This is a genomic window from Cloacibacterium normanense, assembly GCF_002943105.1.
Classification (GTDB): domain Bacteria; phylum Bacteroidota; class Bacteroidia; order Flavobacteriales; family Weeksellaceae; genus Cloacibacterium.
On record NZ_PTPZ01000001.1, the window covers coordinates 272,629 to 288,063 of the forward strand.

General features: G+C 33.2%; 16 protein-coding genes. 4 read left to right on the forward strand and 12 right to left on the reverse strand.

All coding sequences use genetic code 11. The features are described from left to right. The first annotated feature begins 55 nt into the window (after positions 1-55). The 4 genes from C3729_RS01200 (at position 56) to C3729_RS01215 (ending at position 2,936) form a co-directional block, all read left to right on the forward strand. Entirely contained in the window at positions 56-1,075 is a 1,020-nt protein-coding gene (locus tag C3729_RS01200) for a glutaminyl-peptide cyclotransferase (RefSeq protein ID WP_104792465.1), read from the forward strand. A 59-nt stretch (positions 1,076-1,134) separates the two neighbouring features. Beyond that, complete coding sequence (locus C3729_RS01205; protein ID WP_104792466.1) at positions 1,135-1,896, forward strand: hypothetical protein; 762 nt, start codon at positions 1,135-1,137, stop codon at positions 1,894-1,896. Between the two features lie 5 nt (positions 1,897-1,901). Further along, the gene (locus C3729_RS01210; RefSeq protein ID WP_069796688.1) at positions 1,902-2,516 is read left to right on the forward strand and encodes a deoxynucleoside kinase; all 615 of its coding nucleotides are present in this window, start codon (positions 1,902-1,904) and stop codon (positions 2,514-2,516) included. Positions 2,517-2,594: 78 nt separating this feature from the next. Continuing rightward, a complete protein-coding gene (locus C3729_RS01215; protein ID WP_104792467.1) occupies positions 2,595-2,936 on the forward strand; it encodes an ArsC/Spx/MgsR family protein in 342 nt (113 codons plus the stop codon). 51 nt (positions 2,937-2,987) lie between these two features. Here C3729_RS01215 and C3729_RS01220 read toward each other — a convergent pair whose 3' ends face one another. The 12 genes from C3729_RS01220 to C3729_RS01275 all read right to left on the reverse strand — a co-directional run bounded on the left by C3729_RS01220 (position 2,988) and on the right by C3729_RS01275 (position 15,294). Beyond that, positions 2,988-3,887 (reverse strand): TIGR01777 family oxidoreductase, encoded by a 900-nt coding sequence (locus C3729_RS01220; protein ID WP_104792468.1) that lies wholly within the window; start codon positions 3,885-3,887, stop codon positions 2,988-2,990. A gap of 79 nt (positions 3,888-3,966) precedes the next feature. Next, a complete protein-coding gene (locus C3729_RS01225; protein WP_104792469.1) occupies positions 3,967-4,275 on the reverse strand; it encodes a DUF493 domain-containing protein in 309 nt (102 codons plus the stop codon). Next, positions 4,272-5,669 carry a TolC family protein gene (locus C3729_RS01230; RefSeq protein ID WP_104792470.1) on the reverse strand — a complete coding sequence of 466 codons (1,398 nt, stop codon included), beginning with the start codon at positions 5,667-5,669 and terminating at the stop codon, positions 4,272-4,274. The genes C3729_RS01225 and C3729_RS01230 overlap by 4 nt, the downstream gene beginning before the upstream one ends. Continuing rightward, complete coding sequence (locus tag C3729_RS01235; protein ID WP_104792471.1) at positions 5,656-6,957, reverse strand: HlyD family secretion protein; 1,302 nt, start codon at positions 6,955-6,957, stop codon at positions 5,656-5,658. The genes C3729_RS01230 and C3729_RS01235 overlap by 14 nt, the downstream gene beginning before the upstream one ends. Positions 6,958-6,961: 4 nt before the next feature. Next, positions 6,962-8,617: a peptidase domain-containing ABC transporter gene (locus tag C3729_RS01240; RefSeq protein WP_104792472.1), complete on the reverse strand. Its 1,656-nt coding sequence runs from the start codon at positions 8,615-8,617 to the stop codon at positions 6,962-6,964. Positions 8,618-8,706: 89 nt separating this feature from the next. Then, positions 8,707-9,384 carry a DUF4197 family protein gene (locus C3729_RS01245; protein ID WP_104792473.1) on the reverse strand — a complete coding sequence of 226 codons (678 nt, stop codon included), beginning with the start codon at positions 9,382-9,384 and terminating at the stop codon, positions 8,707-8,709. 276 nt (positions 9,385-9,660) lie between these two features. Then, positions 9,661-11,640, reverse strand: a complete 1,980-nt coding sequence (locus C3729_RS01250; RefSeq protein WP_104792474.1) for a thiamine pyrophosphate-dependent enzyme — start codon at positions 11,638-11,640, stop codon at positions 9,661-9,663. Positions 11,641-11,805: 165 nt separating this feature from the next. Continuing rightward, positions 11,806-12,282, reverse strand: coding sequence for a 50S ribosomal protein L9 (gene rplI, locus C3729_RS01255; RefSeq protein WP_104792475.1), 477 nt, complete (start codon positions 12,280-12,282; stop codon positions 11,806-11,808). A gap of 73 nt (positions 12,283-12,355) precedes the next feature. After that, positions 12,356-12,658, reverse strand: coding sequence for a 30S ribosomal protein S18 (gene rpsR, locus C3729_RS01260; protein ID WP_069796669.1), 303 nt, complete (start codon positions 12,656-12,658; stop codon positions 12,356-12,358). A gap of 27 nt (positions 12,659-12,685) precedes the next feature. Then, a complete protein-coding gene (gene rpsF, locus C3729_RS01265) occupies positions 12,686-13,027 on the reverse strand; it encodes a 30S ribosomal protein S6 (RefSeq protein ID WP_069796667.1) in 342 nt (113 codons plus the stop codon). A gap of 118 nt (positions 13,028-13,145) precedes the next feature. Further along, a complete protein-coding gene (locus C3729_RS01270) occupies positions 13,146-13,622 on the reverse strand; it encodes a GNAT family N-acetyltransferase (protein ID WP_185117720.1) in 477 nt (158 codons plus the stop codon). A gap of 364 nt (positions 13,623-13,986) precedes the next feature. Next, positions 13,987-15,294 carry a dihydrolipoamide acetyltransferase family protein gene (locus C3729_RS01275; RefSeq protein WP_104792477.1) on the reverse strand — a complete coding sequence of 436 codons (1,308 nt, stop codon included), beginning with the start codon at positions 15,292-15,294 and terminating at the stop codon, positions 13,987-13,989. Between the last annotated feature and the right edge of the window lie 141 nt (positions 15,295-15,435).

Sequence of the window (15,435 nt, forward strand, 5' to 3'; positions counted from 1 at the left end):
CATCATTCTTATAGAGTGGTGCTTTTTTTGTAATTTTGAACTAAATAATTTAAGAATGAAAAAAACACTTTTCGTAAGTATATTTGCCCTATTTTTATTGACTTCATGTAATAAAGACAAAGAGATTTTAGACGCTCTCAATACCTATAATACAGAAATGGAAACCAAAGGTTATCATTTCGGGGACAAAATAAACCTACCCAAAGAAGTTACAGAAAACGCAGAAAGCATCAGCATCAGCTTCGGAGACAAAGAAACCAGCGATTTAGTAGTAGATCCAGCATTTTTTACTTTAGGAGATAATGCGGTAACCATCAATATTACCAGAGATGGAAAAGTATTGAGTCAAGATGCTACCATAAACGTTTTCGCTAAAAATCCAGAAGCGCAATTGACTTATGAAATCGTAGCAGAATATCCTCATGATAAGGCTAATTTTGTACAGGGATTTCAGCTAGAAGGAAATACTATTTATGAAAGTGATGGACAAACCGGACAATCTAAAATTTTAAAATATACCTTAGGTCAAACCAATGCTACAACTTTTACCGCACAACCAGCAGATGTTTTCTCTGAAGGAAGCACGATTGTAGGAAACAAAGTGTATCAACTGACTTGGCAAAATAAAAAAGGTTTTATTTATGATAAATCATCGCTTAAACTTTTGTCAGAATTTCCTTATCCTAATGTAATGGGAGAAGGTTGGGGTTTAACGTATGATGGTAAAAATCTTATCGCTTCAGACGGAACTAAAAATCTATATTTCTTAGATGTAAATGACCCTTCTAAAATGGTGAAATATATCTCTGTAGCTGGAAATACTGAAGTGTATGACCAATTAAATGAATTAGAATATGATAACGGTTTTGTTTACGCTAATGTTTGGCAAAAGCCGATTATTCTAAAAATTAATCCAAAATCTGGAGAAGTGGTGGCGAGAATAGATTTCTCAGAAATTGTGAAAAAACACAACACAGGAACAGATGATGTTCTCAACGGAATTGCCTTCAAAGGGCAGAATATGCTTATTACAGGAAAAAATTGGGACAAAATTTATGAAGTAAAAATAAAGTAAATTTCATGCTGAAAGTTTCTGGTTTTTTCTTGACAATACATTTTATAAACACAAATGCCATGAAACGATTATCACTTATTTTTACATTTATTTGTTCTGCACTTTTTGCACAAAAAGAATTTCCTATTATCATAAAAGATAGTATTAGAGATGTTCTTATAGATGATTATGAGAACATTTATGTGTATCGCAATAGCGATTTGAGTATTCTGAAATATGATTCTCTTGGTCATAAAAAAGCACAAGTCATGTTTCCGCAACCGTTTAAAATACAATCGGTTGAAAACCCTCTGAATATTTTTTTATTCTCAGAAAACGGACAGGAAATTAAAATTCTAGACCAGAATCTTAATGAAATTCAGTACCTTAATTTATACCAAAAATTCGGACATGTAAAAGCGGTTTATTCGCAAGATTTACAGTTTATTTGGGTGTTAGATTCAGCTCGAAAGCAATTGATACAGTACAATTATCGAGAGGATAAAATCATCAATATCTTTCCTTTTGACATGGATTTGAGTACTGTGGTAGATTTTATCGTGTATCAAAATCACTTATACTTACTCAGAGAAAAATGTTTCAGCGTTTATAAACTCAAAGGTGCTCAGAAATATTCTATCGACATAGATAATGGTAAAAGATTAAGACGCGTAAATGATAAAATTTACGTGATAGAACAAAATACCATTTCACTCTACACACCAGCTCAATTATTCTATCCAGTATTTTCTAAAGAAAATTTTATCATTGTGGAAAAAAACAGCAATCATTTTTTGGCTTTGATAGAAGACAAACTTTATCTTTACGGAATAGAAAAATAGAATCGATGCATATTGCTGTTACTGGAAACATAGGCGCGGGAAAAACTACTCTAACTACCATGTTGTCAAAACATTATGGTTGGGATGCGCAATTTGAAGATGTAGATCATAATCCATATTTAGAAGACTTTTACGAAGACATGAGCAAATGGAGTTTTGCGCTCCAAATCTATTTCTTAGGAAGCAGATTTCGCCAGGTAAAAGAAATTAGAGAAAGTGGTAAAAATATAGTTCAAGACAGAACCATCTACGAAGATGCGTATATTTTTGCGGAAAACTTAAATGATATGGGCTTGCTTACCGAAAGAGATTTTAACAATTATTCTTCGGTGTTTCATCTGATGAAATCCTTTGTTTCGGCACCAGATTTGCTTATTTATTTAAAGTCAGATGTTCCTAATTTAGTAAAGAAAATCTACAAAAGAGGAAGAGATTATGAAGCCAGCATTAGCATAGAATATTTATCTAAACTAAACGAAAAATACGAAAAATGGATTTCTAACTACAAAGAAGGTAAACTACTCATTATAGAAGTTGATGATTTAGATTTTGTAGAAAGACCAGAAGATTTCGGGTATATTTTAGAGAAAATAGAAGCAGAATTGCACGGACTTTTTTAAGCAGTAGCGTTGTAGAATGATTGAGAATTAGAGAACATTGATAAAAATTCATCATTAAACATCTAATATCCAAAATATATGATCACTATCTTACATAATAATCGCTGCGGAAAATCTAGAGCTGCCTTGCTGTATTTAGAATCTAAAGGTGTGGCATTTGAAGTAAGAAATTACTTAGAAAACCCATTATCTGAAGTAGAAATAGAAGATTTATTATCTAAACTAGATACTTCAATACATAACATTATCAGAAAAAATGAAGATTTGTGGAAAGAAAATTTTTCAGAAACAACTTATTCTGATAGTGGTTTAGTTTCTATTTTGGCAAATTATCCTAAACTTTTGCAAAGACCAATTGTGATAAAAGATAATAAAGCTATCATCGCAAGAGAAATAGAAAAATTAGAAAAATTTCTATAAAATAAATGAAAAGCGAACTCGAAAGAGTTCGCTTTTTTGATTTAAAGTTTTTTATTTGTTGATTAAATCTTCTAAAGCAGCATTTAAATCGGCATATTTAAAAGTAAATCCTGTTGATTTTATTTTCTCGTTTGACGCTCTGATTCCTTCTAAAATAATAGAAGACATTTCTCCCATAATCAGTTTCATCATAAATGCTGGAACAGGAATAGGCAAGAAAAATTTATTTGATTTTTGAGCCATACTTTTCATGAAAGCTTCATTGGTAACGGTTTCATCTGCTACCGCGTTGTAACTTCCATTGTATTGAGAATTTTCAATCGCTTCTACATACATATTCGCCAAATCTTCTATGTGAATCCAGTTCATCCATTGTTTTCCTTTTCCTACAGGTGAAGCCAAGTTGAAATCCGTTAATTTTTTCAATGGAACAAAACTTCCGCCTTCTTTTGCCAAAACCATTGCTGTTCTTAGACAAACCACACGTTCTGAAATTTCAGAAAATTGATAAGCAGATTTTTCCCAATCTACTGATAGTTCAGCCAAAAAATCTAGTTTTTTGATGGGCGAATTTTCAGTGAGAATTTCATCACTCGTAAAAGTTCCGTAATAATTTATTCCAGAAGCTGAGATAAAGCTTTTTAGTTTGATTTGATGCTTTTCGCAGTAAGATTTAAGAAGATTAGCAGCATTAATTCTAGAGCTGTAAAGTTCTTTTTTATATTCTTTCGTCCATCTTTTGGCAATGGTAGCACCAGCTAAATGAATGATGGCTTCTATGTTTTCAAAAGCTTCATCTTCTATGAAATTTTGATCTGGATTCCATTGGAATTCATTAGGTTTTCCCGATTTTTTTCTGGTCAAAATTACAATTTCATGACATTTTTCTTTTAGTTTTCGAACTAAGTATTTCCCGATTAAACCAGTGGCTCCTGTTACTAAAATTTTCATAGATTTCAAATTATAAGATTTCAGATGTGAGATGTTAGATTTGAGAAGTTTTTACTTTGTACTTTTGTCTTACAACATCCTACAACATAATTACGCCCTCAATTTTGGCAACTTCTTGATAAAGTCTGATCACATGTTCCGCATCCAGTACGAAACATTGTATCGTAACGCTGATGTATTTTCCGTTACTGCTTTCTCTGGTAGAAAAAGTATTTTTGGTGCCGTCAAAAACCTTATAAATTTCGGTAAGTTTTTCTTGATTATTGAGAATGATGAATTTATAAAGATAATCTTCAGGGAAATTGTGATTTTTCTCTAAATTTATTTTTAAAGAAGCATAAAATTCTGCTTGTTCATCAAATGGTTCGTTTCCTGTTACTTCTATCATTGTTTTAAAGTGTTGTTTTCCAGCCAGTTCAGTTTAAAATAAGTTTTAATCGTTTTGGCTTTCAGTTCTAAAAATTTTTCTTGAGTTTCTAATAGTTTGTTTTCTCTGCTGTTAATTAAGAAAAGTGAACTTTCACCATTAGAAAATTTTATTTCTTCGGCTTTTAAAAGCCTTTTATAATTCTCAATGAGCGATTCATTATTTTGAGTTAAAGATAAGAAATTGCCCATTTCTGCATTGTAAGTCTGTATTTTGGTTTTTAATTCTTGGTTTTTAAATTTTATATTCTCATCATTCTGGAGAATTTTCAGCTTAATATTTTGATAATCAGCACGAGCTTCTCTCATGAATATGGGTAACTCCAATTTTATACCATATTGATAATTATTGTCAAAAAGTGGCAGAATGTCCTGATTTTTAAACTCTTTATTGTACAAATTGTAGTTGAAATTGATTTTAGGAAGAAAATTTTGCCATTTTAGTTTCCTTTCCAGTTCCAAAGATTTAGATTTTTCAAAATAATAATTCAGCGCATATTGTGCATCAATATTTTGTAAAAGTTTTTCGGTGATGATAAAATAATCTTGGGTAAACTGTGTGTTCAGTTGTTCACTTGGTTTAGTAAACAGCGGAAGATTGTAATTTTCACCGTTTTCTTTCCAAAGAAATTGTGAAAGTTCTATGGTAGAAATATTATACTTGTTCTGAGATTCTATGGTTTTGGCTTCGAAACTTTGCAGTTGCGTGAAAGCTTCTACAGTATCAATGGCTGGTCTTTCTCCCAATTCAAAAGATTTTTTGACCAATTGATATCTTTTTTTGTTGAGGTCTAGGACTTTTTTGTTCAATTCTAAAATTTCGTAATTTTTTACCCATTCCCAAAAACTAAAATTAGCTTCCAAAAGGATTTCATTTTTGAGCATTTCTTGCTCGTAAAAGGTCATTTTGCTGAAATTTTTAGATTGCTGAATAGCGGTTCTTCTTTTATTGTAAACCAAATCTCTTGCAAGCGGAATGCTTATTCCTACATGATTCAGAACGCCTTTAGTTTCTTCATTATTCAGTTTATTTCCAGTCAAATCATTGGTGCCAATGTTGAAATCGATTCCGTACCAAGTTGGGAGATTCATTTCTATGTTTTTTTGATTGTAATAAAGCGTGTTGTCTATTTTTTTTTCGCCAATTTTTGCTGAAATATTTGGGTCAAGTAAAGCTTTAGCTTTCAAAATATTATTTTGAGCAATATTTTTTTCCCAATCAGAAATTTTAATAATCGGATGATTTTTTTGAACCCAAGAAATATAATTTGCATAACTCAAAGCAATAGAATCTTGAGCGAAAAAATGATAAGACGTGAAAAGAAAAATAAGCAATAAAATTTTATTTTTTCTCATTCTTTTGGGTGTTTACTTGATAATAATCTGGCGGAAAACCATTGATATTTCTCCATATTTCGTACCAAATCGGCACATCATTCAGAATGGCAATTCCACTGGCTCCTGTTCCAATTTTCATGTTGGGTGGCCATCTTTTTTGAGTTTTATCTTCGGCAACAATCGCTTTAAATAAACCGTTTTCACTGATGGAATTTTCTATGGCAATAATTTTTCCAGAAAAAGTTCCGTAGCTAGAATTAGGCCAACCTGAGAAAACAATCGCAGGAAATCCGTCGAAAGTGAGCATCACCTTTTGATTTTCTCTAATCAGCGGTAAGTCTACAGGTTTTACATAAATTTCTGCGATGTAATCTATCTTTTTCGGAACAATAATTCCGATGGTTTCTGCGTCTTTTACAATTTCGCCAATTCCAGCTTTCGTGAGTTGTGTAATTTGTCCGTCTTGTGTTGCCAAAATGTAATACAAACCTTTTCTCACTTTATAGGTTGCCACTTGATTTTCTAATTTTGCAATGTCACCAGTGCTTCCTGCAACTTGTCCCATACTTTGGAAGCGATCACCTTCAGTTTTACTCAATTTTTCTGTATATTCTTGAATAACAGCGTTTTGTTCTATGTTTTGAGCCGTGATTTCTTGTTGAGTTTGTGCCAGTTTATTCTCCGCAGAAGTTTTCTTGGCGAGAGCATTTTGATAACTTACATTTCGTTGTTGCAACTGAGTAAGAGAAACCAAACCTTCTTCATACATTTTATTCTGACGATTAAGCTGGTCTTGAGCAATTTTTAATTCGTTGTTTACGGCGGTAAGTTCGGCTTGTTCTGCTTTTAATTTATTTTGTAACTGAGCAATTTTAATTTTAATTTGATTCAGTTTTAAATCTTTAGTGGCAGTAATGGCTGCAATTTGGTTTTCTGTGGTAGAAATTTTGGCATTATAATATTCTCTGACTCCTTTTTTTGCTTGAACTTGTTCCTGAGTTCTTTCTACCAAAAGTGGGTCTAAATAATCGTCTTTAATTTCAGAAATTTGAAGAATAGTATCACCTTTTTTGACTACATCTCCGTTTTTCACGTACCATTTGATGATTCTTCCAGGAATAGGAGAGTTGAGTTTTTGAGGTCTTTGTTCCTGAAATAAAGTATTAACATTTCCTTGAGTTTTAATATTCTGAGTCCAAGGCAAAAACATAATGAAAACAAATGCTAAAAAAGTAAATAAAAACCATTTGGCAACATTTGATTTCTTATTGATATGATAAATATTTTCGAGTGATTTGAGTTGCATCGTTTTATTTTTTAGTTTCTAATAGGCCATTAATCATGTGAAAATGTTGATGAGCTTTTTGGATAAAGTCATCATCTTGAGTAACCACAATAATGGTTTTTTCCTTGGCTAATTCTTGTAAAAACGCTATCATTTTTTCTTTGATTTCTTTTGAAAGTCCATCATAAGGATCTTCTAAAATGATGATTTTATTATCCGTAGCAAGAGCTCTTAGCAGAAGGATTATTTTCTTATTGCTGTAAGAAAGTTGAGAGTTTCCATCTTGAATTTTGGTCAAAAATCCGTTGGTAAACTTAGTCCCGAAATCATCAATTCCTATTTTTTGAGCAATATGATTGATTTTTTCTACAGTTATTTTTTCATTTCCTAGTTGAATATTTTCCAGTACTGTTCCTTTGAAAACATCTATATCATCTGTGTGAATACTGATTCCTCTTCTGATTTGGTCTTGAGTTAAATTTTTAGAAGAAACATCATTGTATAAAATGTGACCAGAAGTAGGGGCGTAAATCCCAGACATTAAATTGATAAGCAAAGATTTACCTGAAGAAAGCTCTCCCGAAATCACATTGATACTACTTGGTTGAACTTTGAAATTTAAATTTTTCAGAATATCTTCATCTCCAAAACCAAAAGAAACATTTTTAAATTCAATAGATTGAATATCATCTTTGATATGGATAATATCGCTTGTTTCATTTTCTTGTGGTAAATCGGTAACCTTCGAAAGTTTGCTGAGCGCCGTAATGACATCATAATAACTTTCTAAACTTTTAATGAGTTTTTCTACGGCGGTTAAAATGGTAAGCACTACAATTTCTGCAGCGATAAACGCACCAATATTCAATTTTTGATTTACCAATAAATAGGTTCCGATTACTAACATAACCAGTGTAATCAAAACTTTGAAGAAAATGATGGTTTTATATTGAAATAAAAGAACTTTGAAATGATGCGTTCTGTAACTCAGATAATCCAGAAGTCTGTCATCCGTTTCTCTAAGGTGAAGGTTGGTATGTTTATTGGCTTTGAAAGATTTCACCGAACTGGCAATATCTTCTAACCAAGATGCGACAAAATATTTCTTATCACTTTCGATTAAACTTGTTTGTATCCCTTTTTCTGAAGTATAATTAAAAATCAAAACGACTCCTACCAATACAATTCCGCCAAAAGCTAAAAACCATGGATGATAAAAAGAGAGGAGAATAATCCCAAATAAAATATGAATAATAGCAGTCGGAATTTCGAGGAGAATTTTAGAAATTCCTTTTTGTAGATTTTGAGTGTCAAAAAAACGATTGATAAGTTCTGGTAAGTAATATTGATTGGTCTTTTCGAGTTTTATTTTTGGTAAAGTTTCCGAAAAAGAAATGGCATATTCTACGAATATTTTCTGCTGAATTTTTTCGATGATTTCCATTACTTTCACCCTAAAAAATCCTACCAACCACGTTCCAAGAACTACAAATGCAATGAGAATATAGATAGAAGTAACCATAGTTGCACCCATCGCAAAACTGATGATGGCTTGTATTCCCAGTGGTAAACTCAACTGAACCAGACCACTTAATATAGCATAAAAGTAAATATTCAGAACATCTTTTCTTTCTTTAGTTATATACTTCAGAAGCCTTTTTCCTTGCTCTTTTGCCGTCATTGTGTTTTAAATTTTGTCAAAAGTAATGCACAAAAAAATCAATTGCAATAGCTCGCAATTGATTTTACATATTATTGTGATGAAAACCTCTATTTCAGAATATTCATAGGATTTTCTGGATTTGTTTTTTCGTAATTTTCTACAATGTTGAACAGTCCATTCACCATTTGTTCAGCCGCTAAATTGCTCAAACTTAAACTTGCAGAAGAACTAGAATTTTGATTTCCTAATAGACCGCCAAGTAAATTATTTCCTTGTAAAGCAAGATTTACACTTCTTACAATTCCGTATTCATTGAGTTTAGCGTCTACTTTTGGAGCGATGGCAGCCATGAGTTGTGCACTGGTTTTTTGTTTAAGATAAGCAGTTGCAGCGCCACTTCCACCTTGTGCAATTTGTTGAGCTTCTGCTGATGTCATATCATTAATCGCATTGATTAAAATAGGTTCTGCAATCGGAGCAACAAATGCTGCAGCATCTGCAATGTATCCTTTTTCTTTCTGAACCAAATTGCTTAATCCTAATTTTTCTAGAGTAGAGTTAATGTCTTTCAGCTGTTGTGGAAGCGCAGCGTTAATCAATTCATTGCCCAAGAAACTGTTTTTATCTTTAAAAATTCCTAAACCTTTAGAAACGCCACCAATTAAAATCTTTTTAAGAACCGAAAGTCCTACTGTAGTGGCAATCGTCATACAAGATTGTGTGGTAGTGGTAATAATTCCCACTGAACCCAATGCTAATCCTGCTGCTAAAATATATTTTTTCATAATTTTTTTTTTTTAAGAGAAGTTTTCAAATATCAAGCCAAAGTTACAATTTTTTGGGCGTGTATTTTTTTCCTTTGCTTTTTCCATGCCAAAAAATACCGCGCTTTTCGCTGCAATTCCTCGTGAAAACTAACGCTCGCTTCGCTCGCGCCATTTTCACTGCGGGATTTCCGCTGCAATCGCTCACGCAAAACAATTCCGAGTTTCGACATCCGACATCCATCATCTAACATCTAACATCTAACATCTAACATCTAACATCCAACTTCTAGCTTCTCAATATTTCAAAATTTTCTCTACAGCTTCTGCCAATTCTTCATTGGGCATAAATTGGTCTTCGAGCTTTTTATTGAACGGAATTGGCGTATCCATAGAAGCTACACGTAGAATAGGAGCGTCTAAATCCTCAAAACAATGTTCAGTAATGAGTGCAGAGAGTTCCGCTCCGAAACCACAAGTTAAAGTATCTTCATGCAATATAATCACTTTATTGCATTTTTTCACTGATTCGTAAATGGTTTCAGTATCGAGTGGAACCAGCGTTCTTAAATCTATAATTTCTAAAGAAATTTCAGGATTTTTTTCTGCAAATTCCATTGCCATATGAACGCCTAAACCATAAGTGATAATGGTAATGTCATTTCCTTCTTTCACTGTTCTGGCTTTACCAAATGGAGTAGTGTAGAATCCTTCTGGAACGTTTCCTTTCAGACTTCTGTATAATTTTTTATGTTCGAAAAACAATACTGGATTTGGGTCTTCAAAACTTTGAATCAATAAACCTTTTGCATCATCTGGAAACGCAGGATAAGCGATTTTCAATCCTGGAGTTTTGGTAAACCATGCTTCATTACTTTGAGAGTGAAAAGGTCCCGCTCCAGTTCCCGCTCCAGTTGGCATTCTTACCACTACATCTGCTTTTTGGTTCCATCTGTAATGTGTTTTTGCCAAATTATTAATGATTTGATTGAAACCTTCTGTCACGAAATCTGCAAACTGCATTTCTACCATAGATTTGTAGCCATTAATGCTGAGTCCTAAACCAGAACCTACAATCGCAGCTTCACACAATGGTGTATTTCTCACTCTTTTTTTGCCAAATTTTTCAACAAAACCTTCTGTAATTTTAAAAGCGCCACCATATTCTGCAATATCTTGTCCCATCAAAACAAGATTGGGATGGTTTTTCATGGAAATTTCTATCGCTTCAGAAATCGCATCGATGAATCTTATTTCTCTGTTTTGTAATTTTTGTGGTAAGATTTCTTGATTATCAAAAGGCGCATAAACATCTTCTAATTCTGTTTTTTTATTCGGAATGATTTCTGGTTCTGCGATGGTTTGGTCAAGTGCATCGTCAACTTGCTTTTTATAGGATTCTTTTATTTCTTCAATCAAATTTTGGGTTAAAATTCCTTCAGAAAGTAAGAATTGTTCATAGTTAGCAATTGGGTCTTGTTTTGTCCATTCTTCAATCATTCCTTCTGGATAATAGGCCGTTCCTGAAGCTTCTTCATGACCTCTGAGTCTAAAAGTATTGCATTCTACCAATATAGGTCTAGGATTTTTTCTGATGCTTTCTGCTAAATTTTTGAAAGTTTGGTAAACTTCCAAAATGTTATTTCCATTAATAGAATGGGCTTCTATTCCGTAGCCAATTCCCTTATCTGCGAATGATTTGCATCTAAACTGTTCACGAGAAGGTGTAGAAAGTCCCCACTGATTATTTTCAACGACGATGATCACAGGCAAATTCCAAACAGCGGCAGTGTTTACCGCTTCGTGAAAATCGCCTTCAGAAGCGCCACCATCACCAGTGTAAACTAGTGTGCATTTTTCTTCTTGATTCAATAAATGAGAAAGTGCAATTCCGTCTGCAACTCCCATTTGTGAACCCAAATGCGAAATCATTCCCACAATTTTGAATTCCTGAGTCCCGAAATGAAAACTTCTGTCTCTTCCTTTGGTGAAACCATTCATTTTTCCTTGAAACTGAGAAAAAAGTCTATCCAATGGAATTTCCCTTGAAGTAAAAACGCCTAAATTTCTATGCATGGTCAAGATGTATTCTTCTTTGTTCATCGAAAGAGCAGAACCTACAGAAGTGGCTTCTTGTCCCCAACTAGAAAACCATTTCGAAATTTTACCTTGGCGCAAAGCAATGAGCATTTTTTCTTCTATGGTTCTAGGTAAAACCATTGCTTTGTAAAGGTGGAGTAGTGTTTCATTATCAAGATTTTCGGTGTTGAAATTCATAAGGAAAGTTTAAATTCAAAAATAATCAAATGTGATGAGAGCAACAATTTATAAATTGCCAAATTTTCAATAAAGTCTAGATAAATTATCTATTTGTGAAATGAAAAGCATAAAAAAACGCTCTCAAAATTTTGAGAGCGTTCTTAATATTTATAAGTCTGAATTTTAAGCTTCAGTGTTTGCTTCTTCAGCAACTACATCAGAAACAACTTCGAATTCATATTCGAATTCTACGTTTCTGTGAGGTCTTACTTTAGCAGAGAATTTACCTGTTCTCTTGATAGTGTTTCCAGGGATTTTGATGTATTTTTTGTCTACTTCTACACCAGCTTTAGCTAATTCTTCAGCTAAAGTAGCATTGTTAATAGAACCAAAAATCTTATCACCTGCACCAGCTTTAGCAGAGATAGAAATGGTAGTAGCTTTTAATTTTTCGATGATTGCAGTTGCAGCAGCGATTAATTTAGCTTCTTCTTCTTTTCTAGCTTCTAAAGTAGCTTCTAGAGCAGCTTTATTCTTAGGAGTTGCAAGAAGTGCATAACCTTGAGGAATTAAGAAGTTTCTTGCGTAACCTGGTTTTACATTTACTGTATCAAACTCAAGACCTAAGTTTTCTACGTCTTTTTTTAGGATAATTTCCATTGTTGTTGTCCTTTTTTGTTTTAAAAAGTTAGGTTTAGTGAGCTAAAACCAACAATTTATTTTTTGTTAATAATTATTTTAATAAGTCTGCTACGTAAGGCATTAAAGCTAAGTGTCTAGCTCTTTTGATTGCTGCAGAAACTTTTCTTTGATATTTAAGAGAAGTACCTGTATATCTTCTTGGTAAAATTTTACCTTGTTCGTTTACGAACTGTAATAAGAAGTCAGCATCTTTATAGTCTACGTATTTAATACCGAATTTTTTGAATCTACAGTATTTTTTATCAGATTTAGTATTGATATCAAGTGGAGTAAGGAATTTTACTTCTGATTCACCTCCAGCTGATGCTTGTTTTGCCATGTCGTCGATTGCCATTTTTGTAAATTTTTTAAGGGTTAAAAATTAAGCTTTAGCAGTTTTTACTTTAGCTCTTCTTTTCACTGCGTATTCTACGCCATGCTTATCAAGTTTAGTAGTTAAGTAACGGATTACTCTCTCGTCACGTTTGAAAGCAGTTTCTAAACCTGCAACTACAGTACCTTCACCTTTGAATTCAATCAAAGTGTAGAATCCATTCTTTTTTAATTGAATAGGATAAGCTAATTTTTTAAGACCCCAATTTTCTTTAGCAACGATTTCGCAGTTGTGCTCTTTTAAGAAGTCTTCGAATTTTTTAACTGCTTCCTCCACCTGAGCGTCAGATAGAACGGGAGTTAAAATGAAAACAGTTTCGTAATTGTTCATAATGTTAAAAATATTTGTTAATTATTTCGAGGTGCAAAAGTATTGAAACTTTTTTAAATACACAATATTGATGTGATAATTTGTTGATTTAATGATGTGTTAATGCCAGAATTTAGATTTATTTCGCTAAATTTTCTATTCCATCTTTGTCTAAACGGAACACCGTCCATTCGTCCATTGGTTTTGCACCAAGAGATTTGTAAAATTCTATAGAAGGCGTGTTCCAATCAAGTACGCTCCATTCTAATCTACCACAGTTTCTATCTTTGGCAATTCTAGCCAATTCTACTAAAAGTGCTTTTCCGTAACCTTTTCCACGCATTTCTGGTTCTACGAAAAGGTCTTCTAAGTAAATGCCTGGTTTGCCAACAAACGTAGAAAAATTGTGAAAATAGAGTGCAAAACCAACTGGTTTTTCGTCTTCTTCTGCGATGAGAACTTCTGCAAATTTTTTCTCAAAAATATTGGTGCGAAGTTCTTCTACTGAAGTAATGACATCATTTTCTAGTTTTTCGTAAACTGCGAGTTTGTAGATTAAATTAAAGATAGTTTCTGTGTCTTCTGGTGTTGCTTTACGGATTTGGAAGTTAGGCATTATTATTTTAATTTATTAAGTGTTTATTTTGTTATTCCGAAGGAATCTCTACAAAGATTATTCATTGTGAAATCTACATTCCTACGCAATGACAAACAGTATGATTAAGTTAATGAAAGTTCAATTTTTTTCAAAAATAGCAATTTTTTGACGAAAACGTAACTAGCCCCGATTGCAGCGACATCCTTTTTCTTAGATTGGGAATTGCGGTTGCAAGAAAAAGATATAGCGGAAAGCGGGAAATGCTTCTAAAACACCCCGTCAATCTCGCTAAAGCGGATTGACACCCCTCTAAAAGAGGGGAATCCACAAAAAAAAACCTCCGAAAAATTTCGAAGGTTTCTTTTATCTTTTTACTTGACTCTTAAATTTCTGTATTCATGTCCCAATTTTGTAGGTAATCATGAACATGTTTTAGGAACATTCCTCCAAGAGAACCGTCTACAACTCTGTGGTCATAAGAATGACTCATAAACATCATTTGACGGATGCCAATCATGTCGCCATCTTTGGTTTCAATAACTGCTGGCTTTTTCACAATCGCACCAATTGCCAAAATCGCAACTTGCGGTTGAGGAATAATAGGCGTTCCCATTAAATTTCCGAAAGTTCCTACGTTTGAAATGGTGTAAGTAGCACCTTGAGTATCTTCTGGACGAAGTTTTTTGTTTCTTGCTCTGTACGCTAAATCGTTAATTGCTTTTGCCAATCCAGAAAGTGATAATTGGTCAGCATTTTTAATCACAGGAACGATAAGGTTTCCGTCTGGTAAAGCAGTTGCCATACCAATGTTGATATTTTTCTTTTTGATGATTTTGTCGCCATCTACAGAAACATTAATCATTGGGAAATCCTGAATAGCTTTTACCACAGCTTTCACGAAAATAGGCATGAAAGTTAATTTTTCGCCTTCACGTTTTTCGAAAATATCTTTATGTTTAGCTCTCCATTTTACCACATTCGTTACATCTGATTCTATGAAAGAAGTTACGTGTGGCGAAGTTCTCTTAGAATTAACCATAGCATCTGCAATGATTTTTCTAACTCTATCCATTGGGATAATTTCGTCACCTTCTGAAACCGGAACTGGCGCAGATTGCGGAGCAGCAGCAACTGGAGCAGTTACTTGAACTGGCGCAGCAACTGGAGTAGAAGTGCCTCTGTTTTTTACAAAAGCCAAAATATCTTCTTTGGTAATTCTGCCTTCTAAACCAGAACCTTTAATGGTTTTAAGTTCTGCTTCAGAAATATTTTCTTCTTGAGCAATAGATTTTACGAGTGGAGAAAGATAAACATCTCCAGAAAATTCTTGAGGAGTAGAAGTAGTAGCTAAAGGTTTTTCTAATACTTTTACTACTTCTGTAGCAGGAACTTCAGTTTTAGGCTCTTCTGCTTTCGGAGTTTCTACAACTGGTGCAGCTTCTCCTTCACCTGCAATGTCTAAAATAGCGATTGCTTCACCGATTTTAGCAACTTCGTCTTTATGTTTTAAAATTTTTACAATTTTACCAGAAACTGGTGTAGGAACATCAGAGTCTACTTTGTCGGTAGCAATTTCTACCACAGAATCATCTTCATTTACGGTGTCGCCTTCATTATATAACCAACTGATAATAGTAGCTTCCATCACGCCTTCTCCCATGCTTGGAAGGATTAATTTGTATTCTGCCATTTTACTTTTTGAATTTTCACAAAGATAAAAATTTTTTGGAATTACGAATTAATAAAAATTAGATACTTTTTTTATGAATTTTCTAATGGGGAGGTTTTAGGATTCTGAGAAACTTTCAAAAATTTATTTCTGAGGTTTTTT

What these genes read in the sequence shown, in the direction of transcription:
- C3729_RS01200 (WP_104792465.1), top strand. Translation starts at nt 56, where the DNA reads ATGAAAAAAACACTTTTCGTAAGTATATTTGCCCTATTTTTATTGACT.
- C3729_RS01205 (WP_104792466.1), top strand. Translation starts at nt 1,135, where the DNA reads ATGAAACGATTATCACTTATTTTTACATTTATTTGTTCTGCACTTTTT.
- C3729_RS01210 (WP_069796688.1), top strand. Translation starts at nt 1,902, where the DNA reads ATGCATATTGCTGTTACTGGAAACATAGGCGCGGGAAAAACTACTCTA.
- C3729_RS01215 (WP_104792467.1), top strand. Translation starts at nt 2,595, where the DNA reads ATGATCACTATCTTACATAATAATCGCTGCGGAAAATCTAGAGCTGCC.
- C3729_RS01220 (WP_104792468.1), bottom strand. Translation starts at nt 3,887, where the DNA reads ATGAAAATTTTAGTAACAGGAGCCACTGGTTTAATCGGGAAATACTTA.
- C3729_RS01225 (WP_104792469.1), bottom strand. Translation starts at nt 4,275, where the DNA reads ATGATAGAAGTAACAGGAAACGAACCATTTGATGAACAAGCAGAATTT.
- C3729_RS01230 (WP_104792470.1), bottom strand. Translation starts at nt 5,669, where the DNA reads ATGAGAAAAAATAAAATTTTATTGCTTATTTTTCTTTTCACGTCTTAT.
- C3729_RS01235 (WP_104792471.1), bottom strand. Translation starts at nt 6,957, where the DNA reads ATGCAACTCAAATCACTCGAAAATATTTATCATATCAATAAGAAATCA.
- C3729_RS01240 (WP_104792472.1), bottom strand. Translation starts at nt 8,617, where the DNA reads ATGACGGCAAAAGAGCAAGGAAAAAGGCTTCTGAAGTATATAACTAAA.
- C3729_RS01245 (WP_104792473.1), bottom strand. Translation starts at nt 9,384, where the DNA reads ATGAAAAAATATATTTTAGCAGCAGGATTAGCATTGGGTTCAGTGGGA.
- C3729_RS01250 (WP_104792474.1), bottom strand. Translation starts at nt 11,640, where the DNA reads ATGAATTTCAACACCGAAAATCTTGATAATGAAACACTACTCCACCTT.
- rplI (WP_104792475.1), bottom strand. Translation starts at nt 12,282, where the DNA reads ATGGAAATTATCCTAAAAAAAGACGTAGAAAACTTAGGTCTTGAGTTT.
- rpsR (WP_069796669.1), bottom strand. Translation starts at nt 12,658, where the DNA reads ATGGCAATCGACGACATGGCAAAACAAGCATCAGCTGGAGGTGAATCA.
- rpsF (WP_069796667.1), bottom strand. Translation starts at nt 13,027, where the DNA reads ATGAACAATTACGAAACTGTTTTCATTTTAACTCCCGTTCTATCTGAC.
- C3729_RS01270 (WP_185117720.1), bottom strand. Translation starts at nt 13,622, where the DNA reads ATGCCTAACTTCCAAATCCGTAAAGCAACACCAGAAGACACAGAAACT.
- C3729_RS01275 (WP_104792477.1), bottom strand. Translation starts at nt 15,294, where the DNA reads ATGGCAGAATACAAATTAATCCTTCCAAGCATGGGAGAAGGCGTGATG.